Here is a 16,359-nt window from a genome sequence, read left to right as displayed (position 1 = left end):
CTTGAAAAGAACTGTCCTGCCCTTTTAATTATCATTATACTAACTCGATAATTACCATTGGTGCTGCGTCTCCGCGACGTGGACCAATTTTTGCAATACGAGTGTATCCGCCTTGGCGCTCAGCATAGCGTGGAGCTACATCAGCGAATAATTTTTGAAGTGCATCTTGACCAGTCTCAGCGTTAGCTACTTCATTGCGAATGAAAGCTGCAGCTTGACGGCGAGCATGAAGATCTCCGCGTTTACCTAAAGTGATCATTTTTTCCACTACAGAACGAAGTTCTTTTGCACGAGTTTCTGTCGTTTGGATGCGCTCGTTGATAATTAAATCAGTAGCTAAATCACGTAACATAGCTTTACGTTGCGCACTTGTACGGCCTAATTTTCTGTATGCCATTCGTAGTTCCCTCCTTTGTTGATGGGTTTAAATCCTCAGTCGTCTTTACGTAAACCTAAACCTAATTCCTCAAGTTTATGTTTAACTTCTTCTAAGGATTTACGTCCTAAGTTACGAACTTTCATCATATCTTCTTCTGTTTTGTTCGCAAGCTCTTGTACAGTATTAATTCCTGCACGTTTTAGGCAATTATAAGAACGAACAGAAAGATCTAGTTCTTCGATAGTCATCTCAAGAACTTTCTCTTTTTGATCTTCTTCCTTCTCGACCATAATCTCAGCATTTTGTGCTTCATCAGTTAAACCAACAAAGATATTTAAATGCTCAGTTAAGATTTTGGCACCTAAAGAGATAGCTTCTTTTGGCCCGATGCTTCCATCCGTCCATACATCAAGCGTAAGCTTATCATAATTAGCCACTTGTCCGACACGTGTCTTTTCCACTTGGTAAGTCACACGTGATACTGGAGTATAAATAGAATCAATAGGAATTACTCCTATTGGTTGATCTTCGCTTTTATTTGCATCAGCTGGCGTATACCCACGGCCACGCTTTGCAGTTAAACGCATGCGGAAATGCGCATTTTTTGCTAACGTTGCAATGTGTAAATCTGGATTTAAGATTTCTACATCACTATCGTGAGTAATATCAGCAGCTGTGACAATACCTTCGCCCTGCACATCAATTTCCAACGTCTTCTCTTCTTCAGAGTAGATTTTAAGAGCTAACTTTTTCAAGTTTAAGATGATCGTCGTAACGTCTTCTACTACGCCCTCAACTGTTGAAAATTCATGTAATACGCCATCGATTTGGATAGCAGTAACAGCGGCACCAGGGAGTGAGGATAAAAGAATACGACGTAAGGAGTTACCCAAAGTAGTACCATATCCACGCTCAAGCGGTTCAATTACGAATTTACCATATTTAGCATCTTCGTTAAGTTCAACCGTTTCGATTTTCGGCTTTTCGATTTCAATCATTAACTAAACCCTCCTTCAAAACGTCGAAACCCCGGTTAAACAAAGGGATACCCCCTGTCTAACCGAAAGTCCCCCTTAGGCAGTTCCCGATTGTGCACAACAAGCGATGTTTCTGTACGAAATTTCTCGATAATGCATCATATCCATTATAGACAAAAGGGAAAATTCTATACAGAAAAATTACACACGACGACGTTTTGGTGGACGACATCCATTATGAGGAACTGGAGTAACATCTCTAATTGCTGTTACTTCTAGACCTGCAGCTTGAAGAGCACGAATTGCAGCTTCACGACCAGCACCAGGACCTTTAACAGTAACCTCTAAAGTTTTTAAACCGTGTTCCATTGCAACTTTAGCAGCAGCTTCAGCAGCCATTTGCGCAGCGAATGGAGTAGACTTACGAGATCCACGGAAACCAAGTGCACCAGCACTAGACCAAGAAAGTGCGTTACCATGAGTATCTGTAAGTGTTACGATTGTGTTGTTGAAAGTAGAACGAATATGAGCTATACCAGCTTCAATATTCTTTTTCACACGTTTTTTACGAGTGTTTGTTTTACGTGCCATTGTTAGTTCAACCTCCTTTACTTATTATTTCTTTTTATTTGCTACTGTACGACGTGGACCTTTACGTGTACGAGCATTGTTTTTAGAGTTTTGACCACGAACTGGTAAACCACGACGGTGACGAAGACCACGGTAAGAACCGATCTCCATTAGACGTTTAATGTTAAGAGATACTTCACGACGAAGGTCTCCCTCAACTTTAATACGATCGATGATATCACGGATACGTCCTAGTTCGTCTTCCGTTAAATCACGAACTCGTGTTTCTGAAGAAATACCAGCTTCAGTAAGAATTTTTTCAGCAGTTGTGCGACCAATGCCGAATACGTAAGTTAAAGAAATAACAACGCGTTTGTCTCGAGGAATATCTACACCTGCGATACGTGCCATTCTGAATGCACCTCCTTCTGATTAACCTTGTTTTTGTTTATGTTTAGGGTTTTCACAAATAACCATTACTTTTCCACGTCTACGAATAACTTTACATTTTTCGCAGATTGGTTTAACTGACGGTCTTACTTTCATGTCTCGAACCTCCTTAAAGATTACGGAGTGCTATATTATTTAAAACGGTACGTAATACGACCACGATTTAAATCGTACGGAGATAATTCTACCGTAACTTTGTCTCCTGGTAAAATACGAATGAAGTTCATACGGATTTTACCAGAAACGTGAGCCAATACGACATGCCCATTCTCTAATTCTACTTTGAACATAGCATTTGGCAACGTTTCAAGAACGGTACCTTCGACTTCAATTACATCATCTTTAGCCATTCAATAGTTCTCCCTTCTTCAAATCAGTAACATTTTACACTGCTCTGAAATCCCGGAGAGCCAGCTACTTATAAAGTGGTAAGGATTTCGTATCCTGCTTCTGTAAGAGCAATCGTGTGCTCAAAGTGGGCACACCATTTACCATCTACCGTTACCACTGTCCAGTCATCAGATAGTGTTTTTACATATCGTCTTCCTTGATTCACCATCGGCTCAACACAGATGACCATTCCCGGCTTTAATCTAGGGCCTCTATTTGGTGGACCATAGTGCGGGATTTGAGGGTCCTCATGTAAGTCTTGCCCGATTCCGTGACCAACATACTCCCTAACGATCGAGAACCCATTCTCTTCAGCATGGGTTTGAACCGCATGTGAGATATTTGATAATCTTTCGCCTGGTTTTACTTGTTCTAGACCAAGATACAACGATTTTTCTGTGACATCAAGTAGCTTTTGAACAGATTCAGAAATGTTTCCAACTGGATACGTCCATGCAGAATCGCCATGGTACCCATTGTATTTCGCACCAATATCGATACTGATGATATCGCCCTCTTCGAGCTTGCGCTTCCCTGGAATTCCGTGTACAAGCTCTTCATTTACAGAAGCACAAATGCTCCCCGGAAATCCGTTGTATCCTTTAAAAGATGGCGTAGCACCATATTTTTGAATCGTCTTTTCCGCTATTTGATCGAGCTCTTTCGTTGTAATTCCTGGAGTAATGTGCTGTTTCAACTCTTGATGAGTTAAAGCAACGATCCTGCCAGCTTCTCGCATGATTTCTATCTCGCGAGGAGTTTTGCAGATGATCATTACGCTAAGCCTCCGATGAGAACATCGATATCAGCAAATACTTTATTGATATCTTGCTCACCATTAATGCTTTGTAAGTAGCCAAGCTCCTCGTAGAAATCAAGCAAAGGTTTTGTTTGCTTAATATTTACATCTAAACGATTTGCTACAGTTTCTTCATTGTCATCAGAGCGTTGATATAATTCGCCACCACATTTATCGCACACATCAGCTTTTGCTGGCGGATTGAATTCTAAGTGGTAAGTCGCACCGCACTCTTTACAAATGCGACGGCCTGTAAGGCGTTTTAATAACAACCCTGAATCCACATTAATGTTTAAAACATAGTCGATTTTTTTACCAAGATCTTTCATAATCTCTTCAAGAGCTGATGCTTGTGCAACAGTTCGTGGGAAACCATCTAGTAAGAAACCTCTTACGCAGTCTTCTTGACTTAAACGTTCACGAACGATTCCGATTGTAACTTCATCTGGAACAAGTGCACCTTTATCAATAAAAGATTTTGCTTGTAAACCCATTTCAGTTTCAGCCTTCATAGCTGCACGGAACATATCTCCTGTTGAAATGTGAGGGATGTTATACTTGGCAACAATCTGTTCGGCTTGTGTACCTTTACCAGCACCAGGAAGCCCCATTAAAATTAAGTTCATCCTTGTTCCCCCTCAGAGTACATGAGCATGTAGGGAAGACGATTCTTCCCACTTACTCACTGCTTGATAAACCCTTTGTAATGGCGTTTTACCAGTTGGCTTTCTAGCTGCTTCATTGTTTCTAAAGCAACGCCGACAACGATTAACATACTCGTTCCACCAATCTGTGCAGATGGAGGAAGATTTCCCAATTTCGTAAAGATAACTGGTAAGATTGCAATCGCTGCTAGGAAAATTGATCCTACAAAGGTCAAACGATACAAGATTTTTGTTAGATATTGTTCCGTATTCTTACCCGGACGAATACCTGGAACATATCCACCTTGTTTGTTTAGATTCTCTGACATTTGCTCTGGATTAACCTGAACAAACGCATAGAAATATGTGAAGGCTACAATGAGCGCAACATATATGATCATTCCCACTGGGTGAGAATAGTTAAAGTTTGCAATGATCCACTGCGATACATCATGCTTCGGGAAGAACTGTGCAATAGTTGGAGGCGTAATTAAGAATGAAACAGCAAAAATGACTGGAATAACACCCGCACTATTTACCTTAAGCGGTAAATGTGTGTTTTGTGCTCCAGCATGATTCCCATTCCCTCCTGTTACACGCTTCGCATATTGAATTGGGATCTTTCTAACAGCCTGTTGAATGAAAATAACACCAACAATAACCGCTAGCACAGCTAGTAAGATCAATGCAACTTTAACGATACTCATGAACAATTGATCTCCGATATTTTGAAACTGTTGTTGATACACTTGAGATATAACACTTGGGATCGCTGCGGCAATACCGCCAAAGATAAGGATGGAAATACCATTGCCTACACCTTTAGCTGTAATCTGTTCACCTAACCACATTAAAAATGCAGTACCAGCAGTCAGTACCGTAGCAATGTATAAATAAGTGCTCCAACCAGGATTCAAAATTAATTGCCCACCTACCATACCGTTAAAACCGATTGACATACCAAACCCCTGAATAAACGCAAGAACAATTGTAAAGTAACGCGTGAATTGCGTTAGTTTACGACGGCCCATTTCACCTTGCTTCGACCATTCCGAAAATTTAGGAACAACATCCATCTGCAATAATTGCACGATGATGGATGCTGTAATATACGGCATGATTCCCATCGCGAAGATGGAGAAGTTTTTCAAGGCGCCACCGCCAAATGTATTTAGGATACCTAAGGCATTTAATTGATCTTGTGCTTTCAGTACGTCTCCATTTGTAAATGGCACTGGGATAAACGTGCCAATCCTGAATACGATTAACATCGCTAAAGTGAATAATATTTTACGTCTTATCTCAGCAACGCGCATAAAGTTGGAGATTGTACGAAACATTAGATCACCTCAACTGATCCGCCAGCTGCTTCAATTGCTTCTTTAGCACTTGAAGAGAACTTGTGCGCTTTAACAGTTAATTTTTTCTCTACTGCGCCGCTTGCAAGAATTTTAACACCGTCGTTTAACTTGCTGATAACGCCAGTTTCCAGCAATAATTCAGGTGTTACTTCTGTACCATCTTCAAAACGATTTAACGTTGATAAGTTTACAATAGTAAACTCTTTACGGTTAATGTTTGTGAAGCCGCGTTTTGGTAAACGACGGAATAATGGAGTTTGACCACCTTCGAAGCCAAGACGAACACCGCCACCAGAACGTGCGTTTTGTCCTTTATGACCTTTACCAGCAGTTTTACCGTTACCAGAACCGATACCACGACCGACACGGTTACGTACTTTACGAGAACCTTCTGCAGGTTTTAATTCATGAAGTTTCATTCCCAGGCACCTCCTTATATTAATGAGTTATCCTTAAGCTTCTTTTACAGTTATAAGGTGAGAAACTTTGTTGATCATACCAAGAATAGCAGGAGTTTCTTCCTTAACTACAGTTGAATTCAACTTTTTAAGACCTAAAGCTTCTACCGTCGCACGTTGATCTTGTGGACGACCAATTACACTACGAGTGAGGGTAATTTCTAACTTTTTCGCCATTTGTTTTCCCTCCTTAACCTAGTAGCTCTTCTACAGATTTACCGCGTAATTTTGCAACATCTTCAGCGCGCTTAAGTTCGCTTAATCCGTTCACAGTAGCGCGAATCATGTTGATTGGTGTGTTAGAACCAAGAGATTTCGAAAGAATATCTTGTACACCAGCTAATTCAAGTACCGCACGAACAGGTCCACCAGCAATAACACCAGTACCTTCTGCAGCAGGTTTTAAGAATACTTCACCAGCTCCAAAGTGACCGTTGATTGTGTGTGGAATTGTTGTACCAACTAATGGTACAGCGATTAAGTTTTTCTTAGCGTCTTCGATAGCTTTGCGGATTGCGTCTGGTACCTCTTGTGCTTTACCAGTACCGAATCCAACATGACCGTTTTTATCGCCAACTACAACTAGTGCAGCAAAGCGGAAACGACGACCACCCTTAACAACTTTCGCGACACGATTTATCGTAACTACACGTTCTTCAAGTTCTAATTTACTTGGGTCAATGCGATGCATCAATTTTCCCTCCTTTGACCATTAAAATTGTAATCCAGCCTCACGAGCAGCTTCAGCTAGAGCTTTAACACGGCCATGGTATAAGTAACCACCGCGATCAAATACTACTTCTTTAACGCCTTTCTCTACAGCACGCTTAGCAACTGATTCTCCTACTTTCGTAGCAGCTTCAGTATTGCTAGTACCGTTAAGAGCAAGGTCTTTATCAAGAGTAGATGCACTTACTAACGTTACACCATTCACATCATCAATAACTTGAGCGTAAATATGTTGATTAGAACGGAACACGTTTAAACGTGGACGTTCTGCAGTACCAGTAAGTTTAGCACGTACACGTGCATGTCTTTTCTTACGAGTCGCATTTTTATCAGCTTTAGTGATCATTCTTGTCACTCCTTTCTCTCACCTAACGGGTTTACTTAGCAGTTTTACCTTCTTTACGACGAACAACTTCGCCTTCGTAACGAATACCTTTACCTTTGTAAGGCTCAGGAGCACGTACAGCACGGATGTTAGCAGCAAATTCGCCAACACGTTGCTTGTCGATACCTTTGATTACGATTTTAGTTGGTACAGGTACTTCAACTTCAAGACCTGATTCCGGAGTCATTTCTACTGGATGAGAATAACCTACGCTTAAAACAAGTTTATCTCCTTGTTTTTGAGCACGGTAACCAACACCGACTAATTCAAGTCCGCGTGCGAAACCTGCAGTTACACCTTCAACCATGTTTCCGATTAAAGCACGAGTTGTACCGTGTAATGCACGGTGTTCCTTCTGTTCAGATGGACGCTCAACTGTTAGTGTATTTTCTTCAATTTTGATAGACATATCAGCATTGAATTTACGAGTTAATTCACCTTTAGGGCCTTTTACTGTTACAGTATTGTCTTCTGCAATTGTAATAGTAACACCTGCAGGGATTTCAAGAATCTTTTTACCAATACGAGACATGTGGTCACACCTCCGTTCGTTTTAAATATATATTACCAAACGTATGCTACTACTTCTCCACCAGTTTGTAATTGACGAGCGTCTTTGTCTGTCATTACTCCCTTAGATGTAGAAACAAGAGCGATACCTAATCCGTTAAGTACACGTGGTACTTCATCAGCTTTAGCGTAAACGCGTAAGCCAGGTTTACTGATACGTTTTAATCCAGTGATTACACGTTCATTGTTTGCACCATATTTCAGGAAAATACGAAGGATACCTTGTTTGTTATCCTCGATGTATTCTACATCACGAATGAAACCTTCACGTTTTAAAAGTTCAGCGATCTCTTTTTTGATTTTAGAAGCAGGAACCTCTAATTTCTCATGACGTACCATGTTCGCATTACGGATGCGAGTAAGCATGTCTGCAATTGGATCTGTCATCACCATGTGTTTTACCTCCTTCCCATTTGTGGGTTTTACCAACTAGCTTTTTTAACACCAGGAATTTGACCTTTATATGCAAGTTCACGGAAACAAATACGGCAAAGCTTAAATTTGCGGTATACAGAATGCGGACGACCGCAGCGTTCGCAACGTGTATACTCTTGTACTTTAAACTTAGGAGTACGCTTTTGTTTCGCTATCATAGATTTTTTAGCCACGTTTTCGCCTCCTCTACTTAGCGTTGGCTTCCATTATTTTTGGAATGGCATACCGAATTGTGTTAAAAGTTCACGAGCTTCTTCATCAGTTTTCGCTGTAGTAACGATTACGATGTCCATACCGCGGACTTTGCTTACTTTATCATAATCGATCTCAGGGAAGATAAGTTGCTCTTTAACACCTAATGTGTAGTTCCCACGACCATCGAATGATTTCTTAGAAACACCACGGAAATCACGTACACGTGGTAAAGAAACTGATACTAATTTGTCGAAGAACTCATACATTTGCTCGCCGCGTAAAGTTACTTTCGCACCGATTGGCATACCTTCACGAAGACGGAAACCAGCGATTGATTTTTTAGCACGAGTTACAACAGGCTTTTGACCTGCGATTTGTGTTAATTCTTCTACTGCATTGTCTAAAGCTTTTGAGTTAGATACCGCGTCACCAACACCAGTGTTGATTACGATCTTTTCGATTTTCGGTACTTCCATCACAGATTTATAGTTAAACTTGCTCACTAGAGCAGGAGTAATTTCCTTTTGGAACTTCTCTTTAAGGCGATTCAATGAAGTGACCTCCTTTCTTAAGAAAATTATTTATCTAATAATTCACCAGATTTTTTTGCAATACGAACTTTTTTACCATCTTCTACTTTGAAGCCTACGCGAGTAGGTTCACCTGTTTTCGGATCTAAAACCATAACGTTAGAAACGTGAATAGGTGCTTCTTTAGTAATAATTCCACCTTGTGGATTTAATTGAGATGGCTTAGAGTGTTTTTTAACGATGTTAACACCCTCAACGATAACACGGTTTTGCTTTGGGAAAGCCACAAGGATAACGCCTTGTTTTCCTTTGTCTTTTCCAGTGATTACCTGTACTTTATCACCTTTTTTTACATGCATCTTAATTCTGCACCTCCTTAGCAAGGCAATACCTTAAATTATAGAACTTCTGGAGCTAAAGAAACGATCTTCATGAAGTTGCTATCACGTAATTCACGAGCTACTGGTCCGAAGATACGAGTACCACGTGGGCTCTTATCGTCTTTGATGATAACCGCTGCGTTTTCATCAAATTTGATATAAGAACCGTCCGGACGACGAGCTCCGCTCTTCGTACGTACTACTACTGCTTTAACAACGTCACCTTTTTTAACAACGCCACCTGGTGTTGCTTGTTTTACCGTAGCAACGATAATGTCACCAATGTTAGCATATTTACGACCAGAGCCGCCTAATACTTTAATTGTTAAAAGTTCACGTGCACCAGAGTTGTCAGCAACTTTCAAACGAGATTCTTGTTGGATCATGTTATGAAACCTCCCTTCGGACTAAAAATTCCGATTCGTCTATTTAGATAATAACCGCTTCTTCAACGATTTCAACTAAACGGAAACGCTTAGTAGCAGAAAGCGGGCGAGTTTCCATGATTTTAACGATATCGCCAAGTTTCGCTTGGTTTTGCTCATCATGGGCTTTGTACTTCTTAGAATACTTAACACGTTTTCCGTACAAGGAATGAGTTTTGTAAGTTTCAACTAAAACTGTAATCGTTTTGTCCATTTTGTCAGACACAACACGACCAGTATAAACTTTGCGTTGGTTACGTTCGCTCACTATGCAAACCTCCCCTCAATTTATCGATTAATTCCGATCTCTCTTTCACGAACTACAGTTTTCATACGAGCAATTGCTTTACGCACTTCACGAATGCGAGTTGGATTCTCTAATTGTCCTGTAGCAAGTTGGAAGCGAAGATTGAACAATTCTTCCTTTAAAGCTTTAACTTTTGTTTCGATTTCGGCAGTGGTTAATTCACGAATATCATTAGTTTTCATTAGATTCACCACCATTTTCTTCACGTTTTACGAATTTACATTTCACAGGTAACTTGTGAGCTGCAAGACGTAATGCTTCGCGTGCTACCTCTTCAGATACACCCGCGATTTCGAACATAATTTTCCCAGGTTTTACTACTGCTACCCAGCCTTCTGGTGCCCCTTTACCGGAACCCATACGTACTTCTAGAGGTTTTGCAGTGTAAGGTTTAGAAGGGAAAATTTTAATCCATACTTTACCGCCACGTTTCATGTAACGAGTCATTGCACGACGAGCAGCTTCGATTTGACGGTTTGTAATCCATGAAGCAGCTTGTGCTTGTAAACCGAATTCACCGAAAGCAATTTCAGTTCCACCTTTTGCACGACCACGCATTTTACCACGATGCTCTCTACGATATTTTACGCGTTTTGGCATTAACATATTATTTTCCTCCTTCCTCAGAAGCTTTCTTTTTTGTAGGAAGGACTTCTCCACGGTAGATCCATACTTTTACGCCTAATTTACCGTATGTTGTATCAGCTTCAACTGCTGCATAGTCAATATCAGCGCGAAGTGTATGAAGTGGAACAGTTCCTTCACTGTAAGATTCTGCACGAGCGATATCAGCTCCGCCAAGACGACCAGAAACCTGTGTTTTAATACCTTTAGCACCTGCACGCATAGCACGTTGAATAACTTGCTTTTGTGCACGACGGAATGATACACGGTTTTCTAATTGACGAGCGATGTTTTCGCCTACTAATTTAGCGTTAAGATCAGCTCTCTTAACTTCTAAAATGTTGATGTGTACACGCTTGCCTGTTAATTGGTTAAGTGCTTTACGAAGTGCTTCAACTTCAGTACCACCTTTACCAATTACCATACCAGGTTTTGCAGTGTGAATTGTAACATTTACACGATTTGCTGCACGTTCGATTTCTACTTTAGCAACAGCAGAATCTTTTAAGCGTACAGTAATGTACTCACGGATTTTGATGTCTTCATGTAATAATGTAGCATAATCTTTCTCTGCGAACCAACGAGATTCCCAGTCACGGATAACGCCGACACGAAGACCAATTGGATTAACCTTTTGACCCATCGATTATCCCTCCTTCTTTTCTGATACCACAACTGTAATGTGGCTTGTGCGTTTGTTAATTTGGCTTGCACGACCCATTGCACGTGGACGGAAACGTTTCAACGTTGGACCTTCGTCAACGAAAACTTTTTCAACAACTAGGTTGTTAATATCCATCTCATAATTGTGCTCTGCATTTGCGATTGCAGATTTTAAAACTTTCTCTACAACTGGAGAAGCAGTTTTTGGTGTGTGGTTAAGGATAGCAATCGCTTCACCCACTTGCTTACCTCGGATTAAGTCTACTACTAAACGAACTTTACGAGGAGCAATACGAACTGTTCTCGCTACTGCTTTAGCTTGCATTGAAGTGCCTCCTCTCATTATCTTCTAGTTTTCTTATCGTCAGCAAGGTGACCTTTATACGTACGAGTTGGTGCGAATTCACCTAACTTATGGCCAACCATATCCTCAGTGATGTACACAGGTACGTGTTTACGACCATCATATACAGCGATTGTGTGTCCGATGAACTGAGGGAAGATTGTTGAACGGCGAGACCAAGTTTTAACAACTTGTTTTTGCTCAGATGCAACTAATTTTTCCATTTTGCTCATTAAGTGATCATCGACAAATGGTCCTTTTTTTAAGCTACGAGCCATTTTGGTGCCTCCCTTCGTGATTGGCGTACGGTTCTAGAAATGAACCGTACTACAATCCCATTATTTTTTACGACGACGAACGATGAATTTGTCAGACGCTTTGTTTTTCTTACGAGTCTTGAATCCAAGAGTTGGTTTACCCCATGGAGACATTGGAGACTTACGTCCGATTGGAGAACGTCCTTCACCACCACCGTGTGGGTGATCAACCGGGTTCATTACAGAACCACGAACTGTTGGGCGTTTACCTAACCAGCGAGAGCGACCTGCTTTACCGATTTTGATAAGTTCGTGTTGTTCGTTACCTACTTGACCGATTGAAGCGCGACAAGCAGATAATACAAGACGTACTTCACCAGAAGTTAAACGTACAAGTACGTATTTACCTTCTTTACCAAGTACTTGAGCAGATGTACCAGCAGAACGAACTAATTGTCCGCCACGACCAGGCTTAAGCTCGATATTATGAACAACAGTACCTACTGGAATGTTGATTAATGGTAATGCGTTACCGATTTTGATGTCAGCTTCTGGGCCAGACATAACTTCCATACCTACTTCTAAAGATTTAGGAGCAAGAATGTAACGTTTTTCACCGTCAACGTAGTTAATTAATGCGATATTCGCAGAGCGGTTTGGATCGTATTCGATCGTAGCAACGCGTCCTGGAATTCCATCTTTGTTACGCTTAAAGTCGATGATACGGTATTGACGCTTATGTCCGCCACCTTGATGACGTACAGTAATTTTACCTTGGTTATTACGACCAGCCTTCTTGCTTAAAGGAGCAAGTAATGACTTTTCTGGTCTGTCAGTCGTGATTTCAGCGAAATCATTCGTAGTCATATTACGACGACCGTTAGTAGTTGGATTATACTTTTTAATTCCCATCTCAATTTCCCTCCTTCTTTAGTAAGAATTAAACGCCTTGGAAGATTTCGATTTCTTTGCTGTCAGCAGTTAGCTTAACGATTGCTTTACGACGACGGCTAGTAAAACCAGCGTGACGACCAACGCGTTTTGCTTTCGGCTTGTAGTTCATGATGTTCACTTTTTCTACTTTAACACCAAAGATCGCTTCAAGAGCATCTTTAACTTCTGTTTTATTAGATTTAACGTCCACATCGAACGTGTATTTTTTTTCAGCCATCATTTCCATAGAACGTTCAGTGATAACTGGGCGCTTAATGATATCACGAGGATCTCTCATTATGCAAGCACCTCCTCTACTTTTTCCACTGCCGCTTTTGTCATGATTAGCTTATCATGATGAAGCACGTCTAAAACGTTTACGCCATCAGCAGTGATTACTGTTACTCCAGGGATATTGCGAGCAGATAACTCTACAGATTCGTTTGCATCAGCAGTTACGATAAGAGCTTTCTTCTCAACAGTTAATCCTTTAAGTACTGCTAGCATGTCTTTTGTTTTTGGTGCATTTAATACTAGGTCTTCAAGAACTACAATGTTGTTCTCAACTACTTTAGTAGCTAATGCAGATTTGATTGCTAAACGACGAACCTTCTTAGGAAGTTTGTACGCATAGCTTCTTGGTGTAGGTCCGAATACCGTACCACCACCACGCCATTGAGGAGAGCGGATAGACCCTTGACGAGCACGTCCAGTTCCTTTTTGACGCCATGGTTTACGACCACCACCACGAACTTCAGAACGAGTTTTTACTTTGTGTGTACCTTGACGTAAAGATGCACGTTGCATCATTACAGCTTCGAAAAGTACAGCTTCATTTGGTTCGATACCGAAAATAGCTTCAGCTAATTCGATTTCACCAACCTGTGAACCAGTTTGGTTATATACAGTAACTTTTGGCATTGGAATTCCTCCTTCCTATTGTGAATTATTTGCTAACCTTCACAGCGCCTTGAACAACTACAAGAGATTTCTTAGCACCTGGAACGTTACCTTTTACTAGTAATAAGTTGCGCTCAGTGTCAACTTGAACGATTTCTAAGTTTTGGATAGTAACTTGGTCTCCACCCATACGTCCAGCAAGTTTTTTGCCTTTGAATACACGGTTCGGAGCAACTGGGCCCATTGAACCTGGACGACGGTGATAGCGAGAACCATGAGACATAGGTCCGCGAGATTGTCCGTGGCGTTTGATAACACCTTGGAAACCTTTACCTTTAGAAATTCCTGTTACGTCAACGATTTCACCTGCAGCGAAAACTTCAACTTTTACCTCTTGACCAACCTCTAATCCGTCCACGTCTGCATCGCGGATTTCGCGAATGAAGCGCTTAGGAGTTGTAGATGCTTTAGCAGTGTGGCCTTGTTCAGGTTTGTTAGTTAACTTTTCACGTTTATCTTCAAATCCTAACTGGATTGCATTGTAGCCATCAGTTTCAGTTGTTTTCTTTTGAAGAACAACGTTTGGATTAGCAGCGATAACTGTTACTGGGATTAACTCACCGTTCTCAGCAAATACTTGAGTCATACCGATCTTTCTTCCTAAGATTCCTTTGGTCATGAGTTACACCTCCTACATTTTTAAGTTATATGAATTATAGTTTGATTTCGATATCTACACCAGACGGTAAGTCTAAACGCATTAATGAATCTACTGTTTGTGGAGTAGGACTCACGATATCGATTAAACGTTTGTGTGTGCGCATTTCGAATTGCTCACGAGAATCTTTGTACTTATGAACAGCACGAAGAATTGTGTAAATAGTCTTCTCAGTTGGTAATGGGATCGGACCAGAAACTGTTGCCCCAGAACGCTTAGCTGTTTCTACAATTTTCTCAGCTGATTGATCAAGAATACGGTGATCATAAGCTTTTAAACGGATACGAATTTTTTCTTTTGCCATTATTTTCCCTCCTTCGTTCGCCTATTTCTAAAATAGACCTTCTCCATGGAAATTTCCCCACACCATGCCATGGCAAAGCGGCCGGGTGTGTCAGCAACCTTCCACTTCATCGCAGTCAAAGACCAACATTGTCTATTATACAATGTTATTCGTCTAGATGCAAGCATCTTTTTGTTTGCATCTGCTTTTCTCTACTTTTGCTATTATACATGGCACTTTAAAGAATTTCAAGTTTTCATCTGCTCTTATTCAACTTACAGTTTATGGATGTTACTTCTTGTTTTATATACTATAGAAGAAACTCATTCAAAGGCAGAAAACACACCTCTTTCTTCTATATTAATAAACAATAAAAAAACTCAAGGGAGAATCCCTTGAGTTTTTTAATAATCTATTTAAAGATTACTCAGCAACGATTGTAGCAACTACACCGTAACCTACTGTACGTCCACCTTCACGAATAGAGAATTTAGTTCCCTCTTCGATAGCGATTGGAGCGATAAGTTCGATAGTCATTTCGATGTTGTCACCAGGCATTACCATTTCAGTACCTTCTGGTAATTGGATGATACCAGTTACGTCAGTTGTACGGAAGTAGAACTGAGGACGGTAGTTAGCGAAGAATGGAGTGTGACGTCCACCTTCTTCTTTAGATAATACGAAAACTTCAGCTTTGAATTTAGCGTGAGCTTTTACAGAGCCAGTTTTAGCAAGAACTTGTCCACGTTGGATGTCTTCACGAGCAACCCCACGAAGTAAAGCACCGATGTTGTCTCCAGCTTGAGCTTGGTCAAGAAGTTTACGGAACATCTCTACACCAGTTACAGTTGTAGAAGCATTTTCTTCAGCAAGACCGATGATTTCTACTACGTCACCAACTTTAACGATTCCGCGCTCTACACGACCAGTTGCAACTGTACCACGACCTGTGATAGAGAATACATCCTCGATAGGCATTAAGAATGGTTTGTCAGTTTCACGTTCTGGAGTTGGGATGTAAGCATCAACTTCAGTCATTAATTCAATGATTTTTGCTTCCCAATCAGCTTCTCCTTGAAGAGCTTTAAGAGCAGAACCTTTGATTACAGGAATGTCGTCGCCTGGGAATCCGTATTCAGATAATAGGTCGCGAACTTCCATTTCTACTAATTCTAATAATTCTTCGTCATCTACCATGTCGCATTTGTTTAAGAATACAACGATGTAAGGAACACCTACTTGACGAGAAAGAAGGATGTGCTCACGTGTTTGAGGCATTGGGCCATCAGCAGCAGATACTACTAAGATACCGCCGTCCATTTGAGCAGCACCAGTGATCATGTTTTTAACATAGTCAGCGTGACCTGGGCAGTCAACGTGTGCATAGTGACGAGTTTCAGTTTCGTACTCAACGTGTGCAGTTGAGATTGTGATTCCGCGCTCTCTTTCTTCTGGAGCAGCGTCGATTTGATCGTATCCGCGTGCTTCAGCACCACCAGCTTTTGCAAGAACTGTAGTGATCGCAGCAGTTAATGTAGTTTTACCATGGTCAACGTGGCCGATTGTACCGATGTTAACATGGGGTTTAGAACGTTCGAATTTAGCTTTAGCCATTCTAAATTCCTCCTTAGTTTATATAGGTTATTTTATATTT

General features: G+C 40.9%; 31 protein-coding genes. All 31 read right to left on the bottom strand.

Annotation, left to right across the window (positions count from 1 at the left end; translation table 11 throughout):
- Window positions 1–34: 34 nt before the first annotated feature.
- Window positions 35–397 (bottom strand): 50S ribosomal protein L17, encoded by a 363-nt coding sequence (rplQ, locus tag KZZ19_RS00810; RefSeq protein WP_000331490.1) that lies wholly within the window; start codon window positions 395–397, stop codon window positions 35–37.
- A gap of 35 nt (window positions 398–432) precedes the next feature.
- Window positions 433–1,377, bottom strand: coding sequence for a DNA-directed RNA polymerase subunit alpha (locus tag KZZ19_RS00805; protein WP_000569644.1), 945 nt, complete (start codon window positions 1,375–1,377; stop codon window positions 433–435).
- A gap of 180 nt (window positions 1,378–1,557) precedes the next feature.
- Entirely contained in the window at window positions 1,558–1,947 is a 390-nt protein-coding gene (rpsK, locus tag KZZ19_RS00800; RefSeq protein ID WP_000101797.1) for a 30S ribosomal protein S11, read from the bottom strand.
- A 24-nt stretch (window positions 1,948–1,971) separates the two neighbouring features.
- Entirely contained in the window at window positions 1,972–2,337 is a 366-nt protein-coding gene (rpsM, locus tag KZZ19_RS00795) for a 30S ribosomal protein S13 (RefSeq protein WP_000090790.1), read from the bottom strand.
- 21 nt (window positions 2,338–2,358) lie between these two features.
- Complete coding sequence (gene rpmJ, locus KZZ19_RS00790; RefSeq protein ID WP_000868344.1) at window positions 2,359–2,472, bottom strand: 50S ribosomal protein L36; 114 nt, start codon at window positions 2,470–2,472, stop codon at window positions 2,359–2,361.
- Window positions 2,473–2,507: 35 nt separating this feature from the next.
- A complete protein-coding gene (gene infA, locus KZZ19_RS00785; RefSeq protein WP_001029884.1) occupies window positions 2,508–2,726 on the bottom strand; it encodes a translation initiation factor IF-1 in 219 nt (72 codons plus the stop codon).
- A gap of 68 nt (window positions 2,727–2,794) precedes the next feature.
- Complete coding sequence (gene map / locus KZZ19_RS00780) at window positions 2,795–3,541, bottom strand: type I methionyl aminopeptidase (RefSeq protein WP_000582534.1); 747 nt, start codon at window positions 3,539–3,541, stop codon at window positions 2,795–2,797.
- Window positions 3,541–4,191, bottom strand: coding sequence for an adenylate kinase (locus KZZ19_RS00775; protein WP_001048996.1), 651 nt, complete (start codon window positions 4,189–4,191; stop codon window positions 3,541–3,543). The genes map and KZZ19_RS00775 overlap by 1 nt, the downstream gene beginning before the upstream one ends.
- A 56-nt stretch (window positions 4,192–4,247) precedes the next feature.
- Entirely contained in the window at window positions 4,248–5,549 is a 1,302-nt protein-coding gene (gene secY, locus KZZ19_RS00770; RefSeq protein WP_000490118.1) for a preprotein translocase subunit SecY, read from the bottom strand.
- On the bottom strand, window positions 5,549–5,989 hold the full coding sequence (gene rplO / locus KZZ19_RS00765; protein WP_000766083.1) for a 50S ribosomal protein L15: 441 nt from the start codon (window positions 5,987–5,989) through the stop codon (window positions 5,549–5,551). The genes secY and rplO overlap by 1 nt, the downstream gene beginning before the upstream one ends.
- 33 nt (window positions 5,990–6,022) lie before the next feature.
- Window positions 6,023–6,205, bottom strand: a complete 183-nt coding sequence (rpmD, locus tag KZZ19_RS00760) for a 50S ribosomal protein L30 (protein WP_001085231.1) — start codon at window positions 6,203–6,205, stop codon at window positions 6,023–6,025.
- A gap of 13 nt (window positions 6,206–6,218) precedes the next feature.
- Window positions 6,219–6,719, bottom strand: coding sequence for a 30S ribosomal protein S5 (gene rpsE, locus KZZ19_RS00755; RefSeq protein ID WP_000554646.1), 501 nt, complete (start codon window positions 6,717–6,719; stop codon window positions 6,219–6,221).
- A gap of 21 nt (window positions 6,720–6,740) precedes the next feature.
- A complete protein-coding gene (gene rplR, locus KZZ19_RS00750; RefSeq protein WP_000628818.1) occupies window positions 6,741–7,103 on the bottom strand; it encodes a 50S ribosomal protein L18 in 363 nt (120 codons plus the stop codon).
- 31 nt (window positions 7,104–7,134) lie between these two features.
- Window positions 7,135–7,674 carry a 50S ribosomal protein L6 gene (gene rplF, locus KZZ19_RS00745; RefSeq protein ID WP_088094809.1) on the bottom strand — a complete coding sequence of 180 codons (540 nt, stop codon included), beginning with the start codon at window positions 7,672–7,674 and terminating at the stop codon, window positions 7,135–7,137.
- 32 nt (window positions 7,675–7,706) lie between these two features.
- Window positions 7,707–8,105, bottom strand: coding sequence for a 30S ribosomal protein S8 (gene rpsH / locus KZZ19_RS00740; RefSeq protein WP_000245511.1), 399 nt, complete (start codon window positions 8,103–8,105; stop codon window positions 7,707–7,709).
- Window positions 8,106–8,134: 29 nt separating this feature from the next.
- Complete coding sequence (gene rpsN / locus KZZ19_RS00735; protein ID WP_001085700.1) at window positions 8,135–8,320, bottom strand: 30S ribosomal protein S14; 186 nt, start codon at window positions 8,318–8,320, stop codon at window positions 8,135–8,137.
- Between the two features lie 33 nt (window positions 8,321–8,353).
- On the bottom strand, window positions 8,354–8,893 hold the full coding sequence (gene rplE, locus KZZ19_RS00730) for a 50S ribosomal protein L5 (protein WP_001080829.1): 540 nt from the start codon (window positions 8,891–8,893) through the stop codon (window positions 8,354–8,356).
- A 26-nt stretch (window positions 8,894–8,919) separates the two neighbouring features.
- The gene (gene rplX, locus KZZ19_RS00725) at window positions 8,920–9,231 is read right to left on the bottom strand and encodes a 50S ribosomal protein L24 (RefSeq protein WP_000558201.1); all 312 of its coding nucleotides are present in this window, start codon (window positions 9,229–9,231) and stop codon (window positions 8,920–8,922) included.
- A gap of 38 nt (window positions 9,232–9,269) precedes the next feature.
- The gene (gene rplN / locus KZZ19_RS00720; protein ID WP_000615912.1) at window positions 9,270–9,638 is read right to left on the bottom strand and encodes a 50S ribosomal protein L14; all 369 of its coding nucleotides are present in this window, start codon (window positions 9,636–9,638) and stop codon (window positions 9,270–9,272) included.
- 43 nt (window positions 9,639–9,681) lie between these two features.
- The gene (gene rpsQ, locus KZZ19_RS00715) at window positions 9,682–9,945 is read right to left on the bottom strand and encodes a 30S ribosomal protein S17 (RefSeq protein WP_000004106.1); all 264 of its coding nucleotides are present in this window, start codon (window positions 9,943–9,945) and stop codon (window positions 9,682–9,684) included.
- A gap of 20 nt (window positions 9,946–9,965) precedes the next feature.
- A complete protein-coding gene (gene rpmC, locus KZZ19_RS00710) occupies window positions 9,966–10,166 on the bottom strand; it encodes a 50S ribosomal protein L29 (protein WP_000855718.1) in 201 nt (66 codons plus the stop codon).
- Window positions 10,156–10,590, bottom strand: a complete 435-nt coding sequence (gene rplP, locus KZZ19_RS00705; RefSeq protein ID WP_000928969.1) for a 50S ribosomal protein L16 — start codon at window positions 10,588–10,590, stop codon at window positions 10,156–10,158. The genes rpmC and rplP overlap by 11 nt, the downstream gene beginning before the upstream one ends.
- A gap of 1 nt (window position 10,591) precedes the next feature.
- Entirely contained in the window at window positions 10,592–11,251 is a 660-nt protein-coding gene (gene rpsC, locus KZZ19_RS00700; RefSeq protein WP_000529958.1) for a 30S ribosomal protein S3, read from the bottom strand.
- A gap of 3 nt (window positions 11,252–11,254) precedes the next feature.
- On the bottom strand, window positions 11,255–11,596 hold the full coding sequence (rplV, locus tag KZZ19_RS00695) for a 50S ribosomal protein L22 (protein WP_001148024.1): 342 nt from the start codon (window positions 11,594–11,596) through the stop codon (window positions 11,255–11,257).
- Window positions 11,597–11,613: 17 nt separating this feature from the next.
- Window positions 11,614–11,892 (bottom strand): 30S ribosomal protein S19, encoded by a 279-nt coding sequence (gene rpsS, locus KZZ19_RS00690; protein WP_000124454.1) that lies wholly within the window; start codon window positions 11,890–11,892, stop codon window positions 11,614–11,616.
- A gap of 60 nt (window positions 11,893–11,952) precedes the next feature.
- Complete coding sequence (gene rplB / locus KZZ19_RS00685; protein WP_000511583.1) at window positions 11,953–12,783, bottom strand: 50S ribosomal protein L2; 831 nt, start codon at window positions 12,781–12,783, stop codon at window positions 11,953–11,955.
- 28 nt (window positions 12,784–12,811) lie between these two features.
- Window positions 12,812–13,102 carry a 50S ribosomal protein L23 gene (gene rplW / locus KZZ19_RS00680; protein ID WP_001205558.1) on the bottom strand — a complete coding sequence of 97 codons (291 nt, stop codon included), beginning with the start codon at window positions 13,100–13,102 and terminating at the stop codon, window positions 12,812–12,814.
- Window positions 13,102–13,725, bottom strand: coding sequence for a 50S ribosomal protein L4 (rplD, locus tag KZZ19_RS00675; RefSeq protein WP_001127258.1), 624 nt, complete (start codon window positions 13,723–13,725; stop codon window positions 13,102–13,104). The genes rplW and rplD overlap by 1 nt, the downstream gene beginning before the upstream one ends.
- A 25-nt stretch (window positions 13,726–13,750) precedes the next feature.
- Entirely contained in the window at window positions 13,751–14,383 is a 633-nt protein-coding gene (gene rplC / locus KZZ19_RS00670; RefSeq protein ID WP_000160209.1) for a 50S ribosomal protein L3, read from the bottom strand.
- A gap of 34 nt (window positions 14,384–14,417) precedes the next feature.
- Complete coding sequence (gene rpsJ / locus KZZ19_RS00665) at window positions 14,418–14,726, bottom strand: 30S ribosomal protein S10 (protein WP_001040595.1); 309 nt, start codon at window positions 14,724–14,726, stop codon at window positions 14,418–14,420.
- 402 nt (window positions 14,727–15,128) lie between these two features.
- Entirely contained in the window at window positions 15,129–16,319 is a 1,191-nt protein-coding gene (gene tuf / locus KZZ19_RS00660; RefSeq protein ID WP_001029616.1) for an elongation factor Tu, read from the bottom strand.
- Window positions 16,320–16,359: the final 40 nt, after the last annotated feature.

This window comes from Bacillus thuringiensis, assembly GCF_022095615.2.
Lineage (GTDB): Bacteria > Bacillota > Bacilli > Bacillales > Bacillaceae_G > Bacillus_A > Bacillus_A cereus_AG.
The sequence above is the reverse complement of the archived record's forward strand: the minus strand, read 5'-3'. Positions and strand labels throughout refer to the sequence as shown.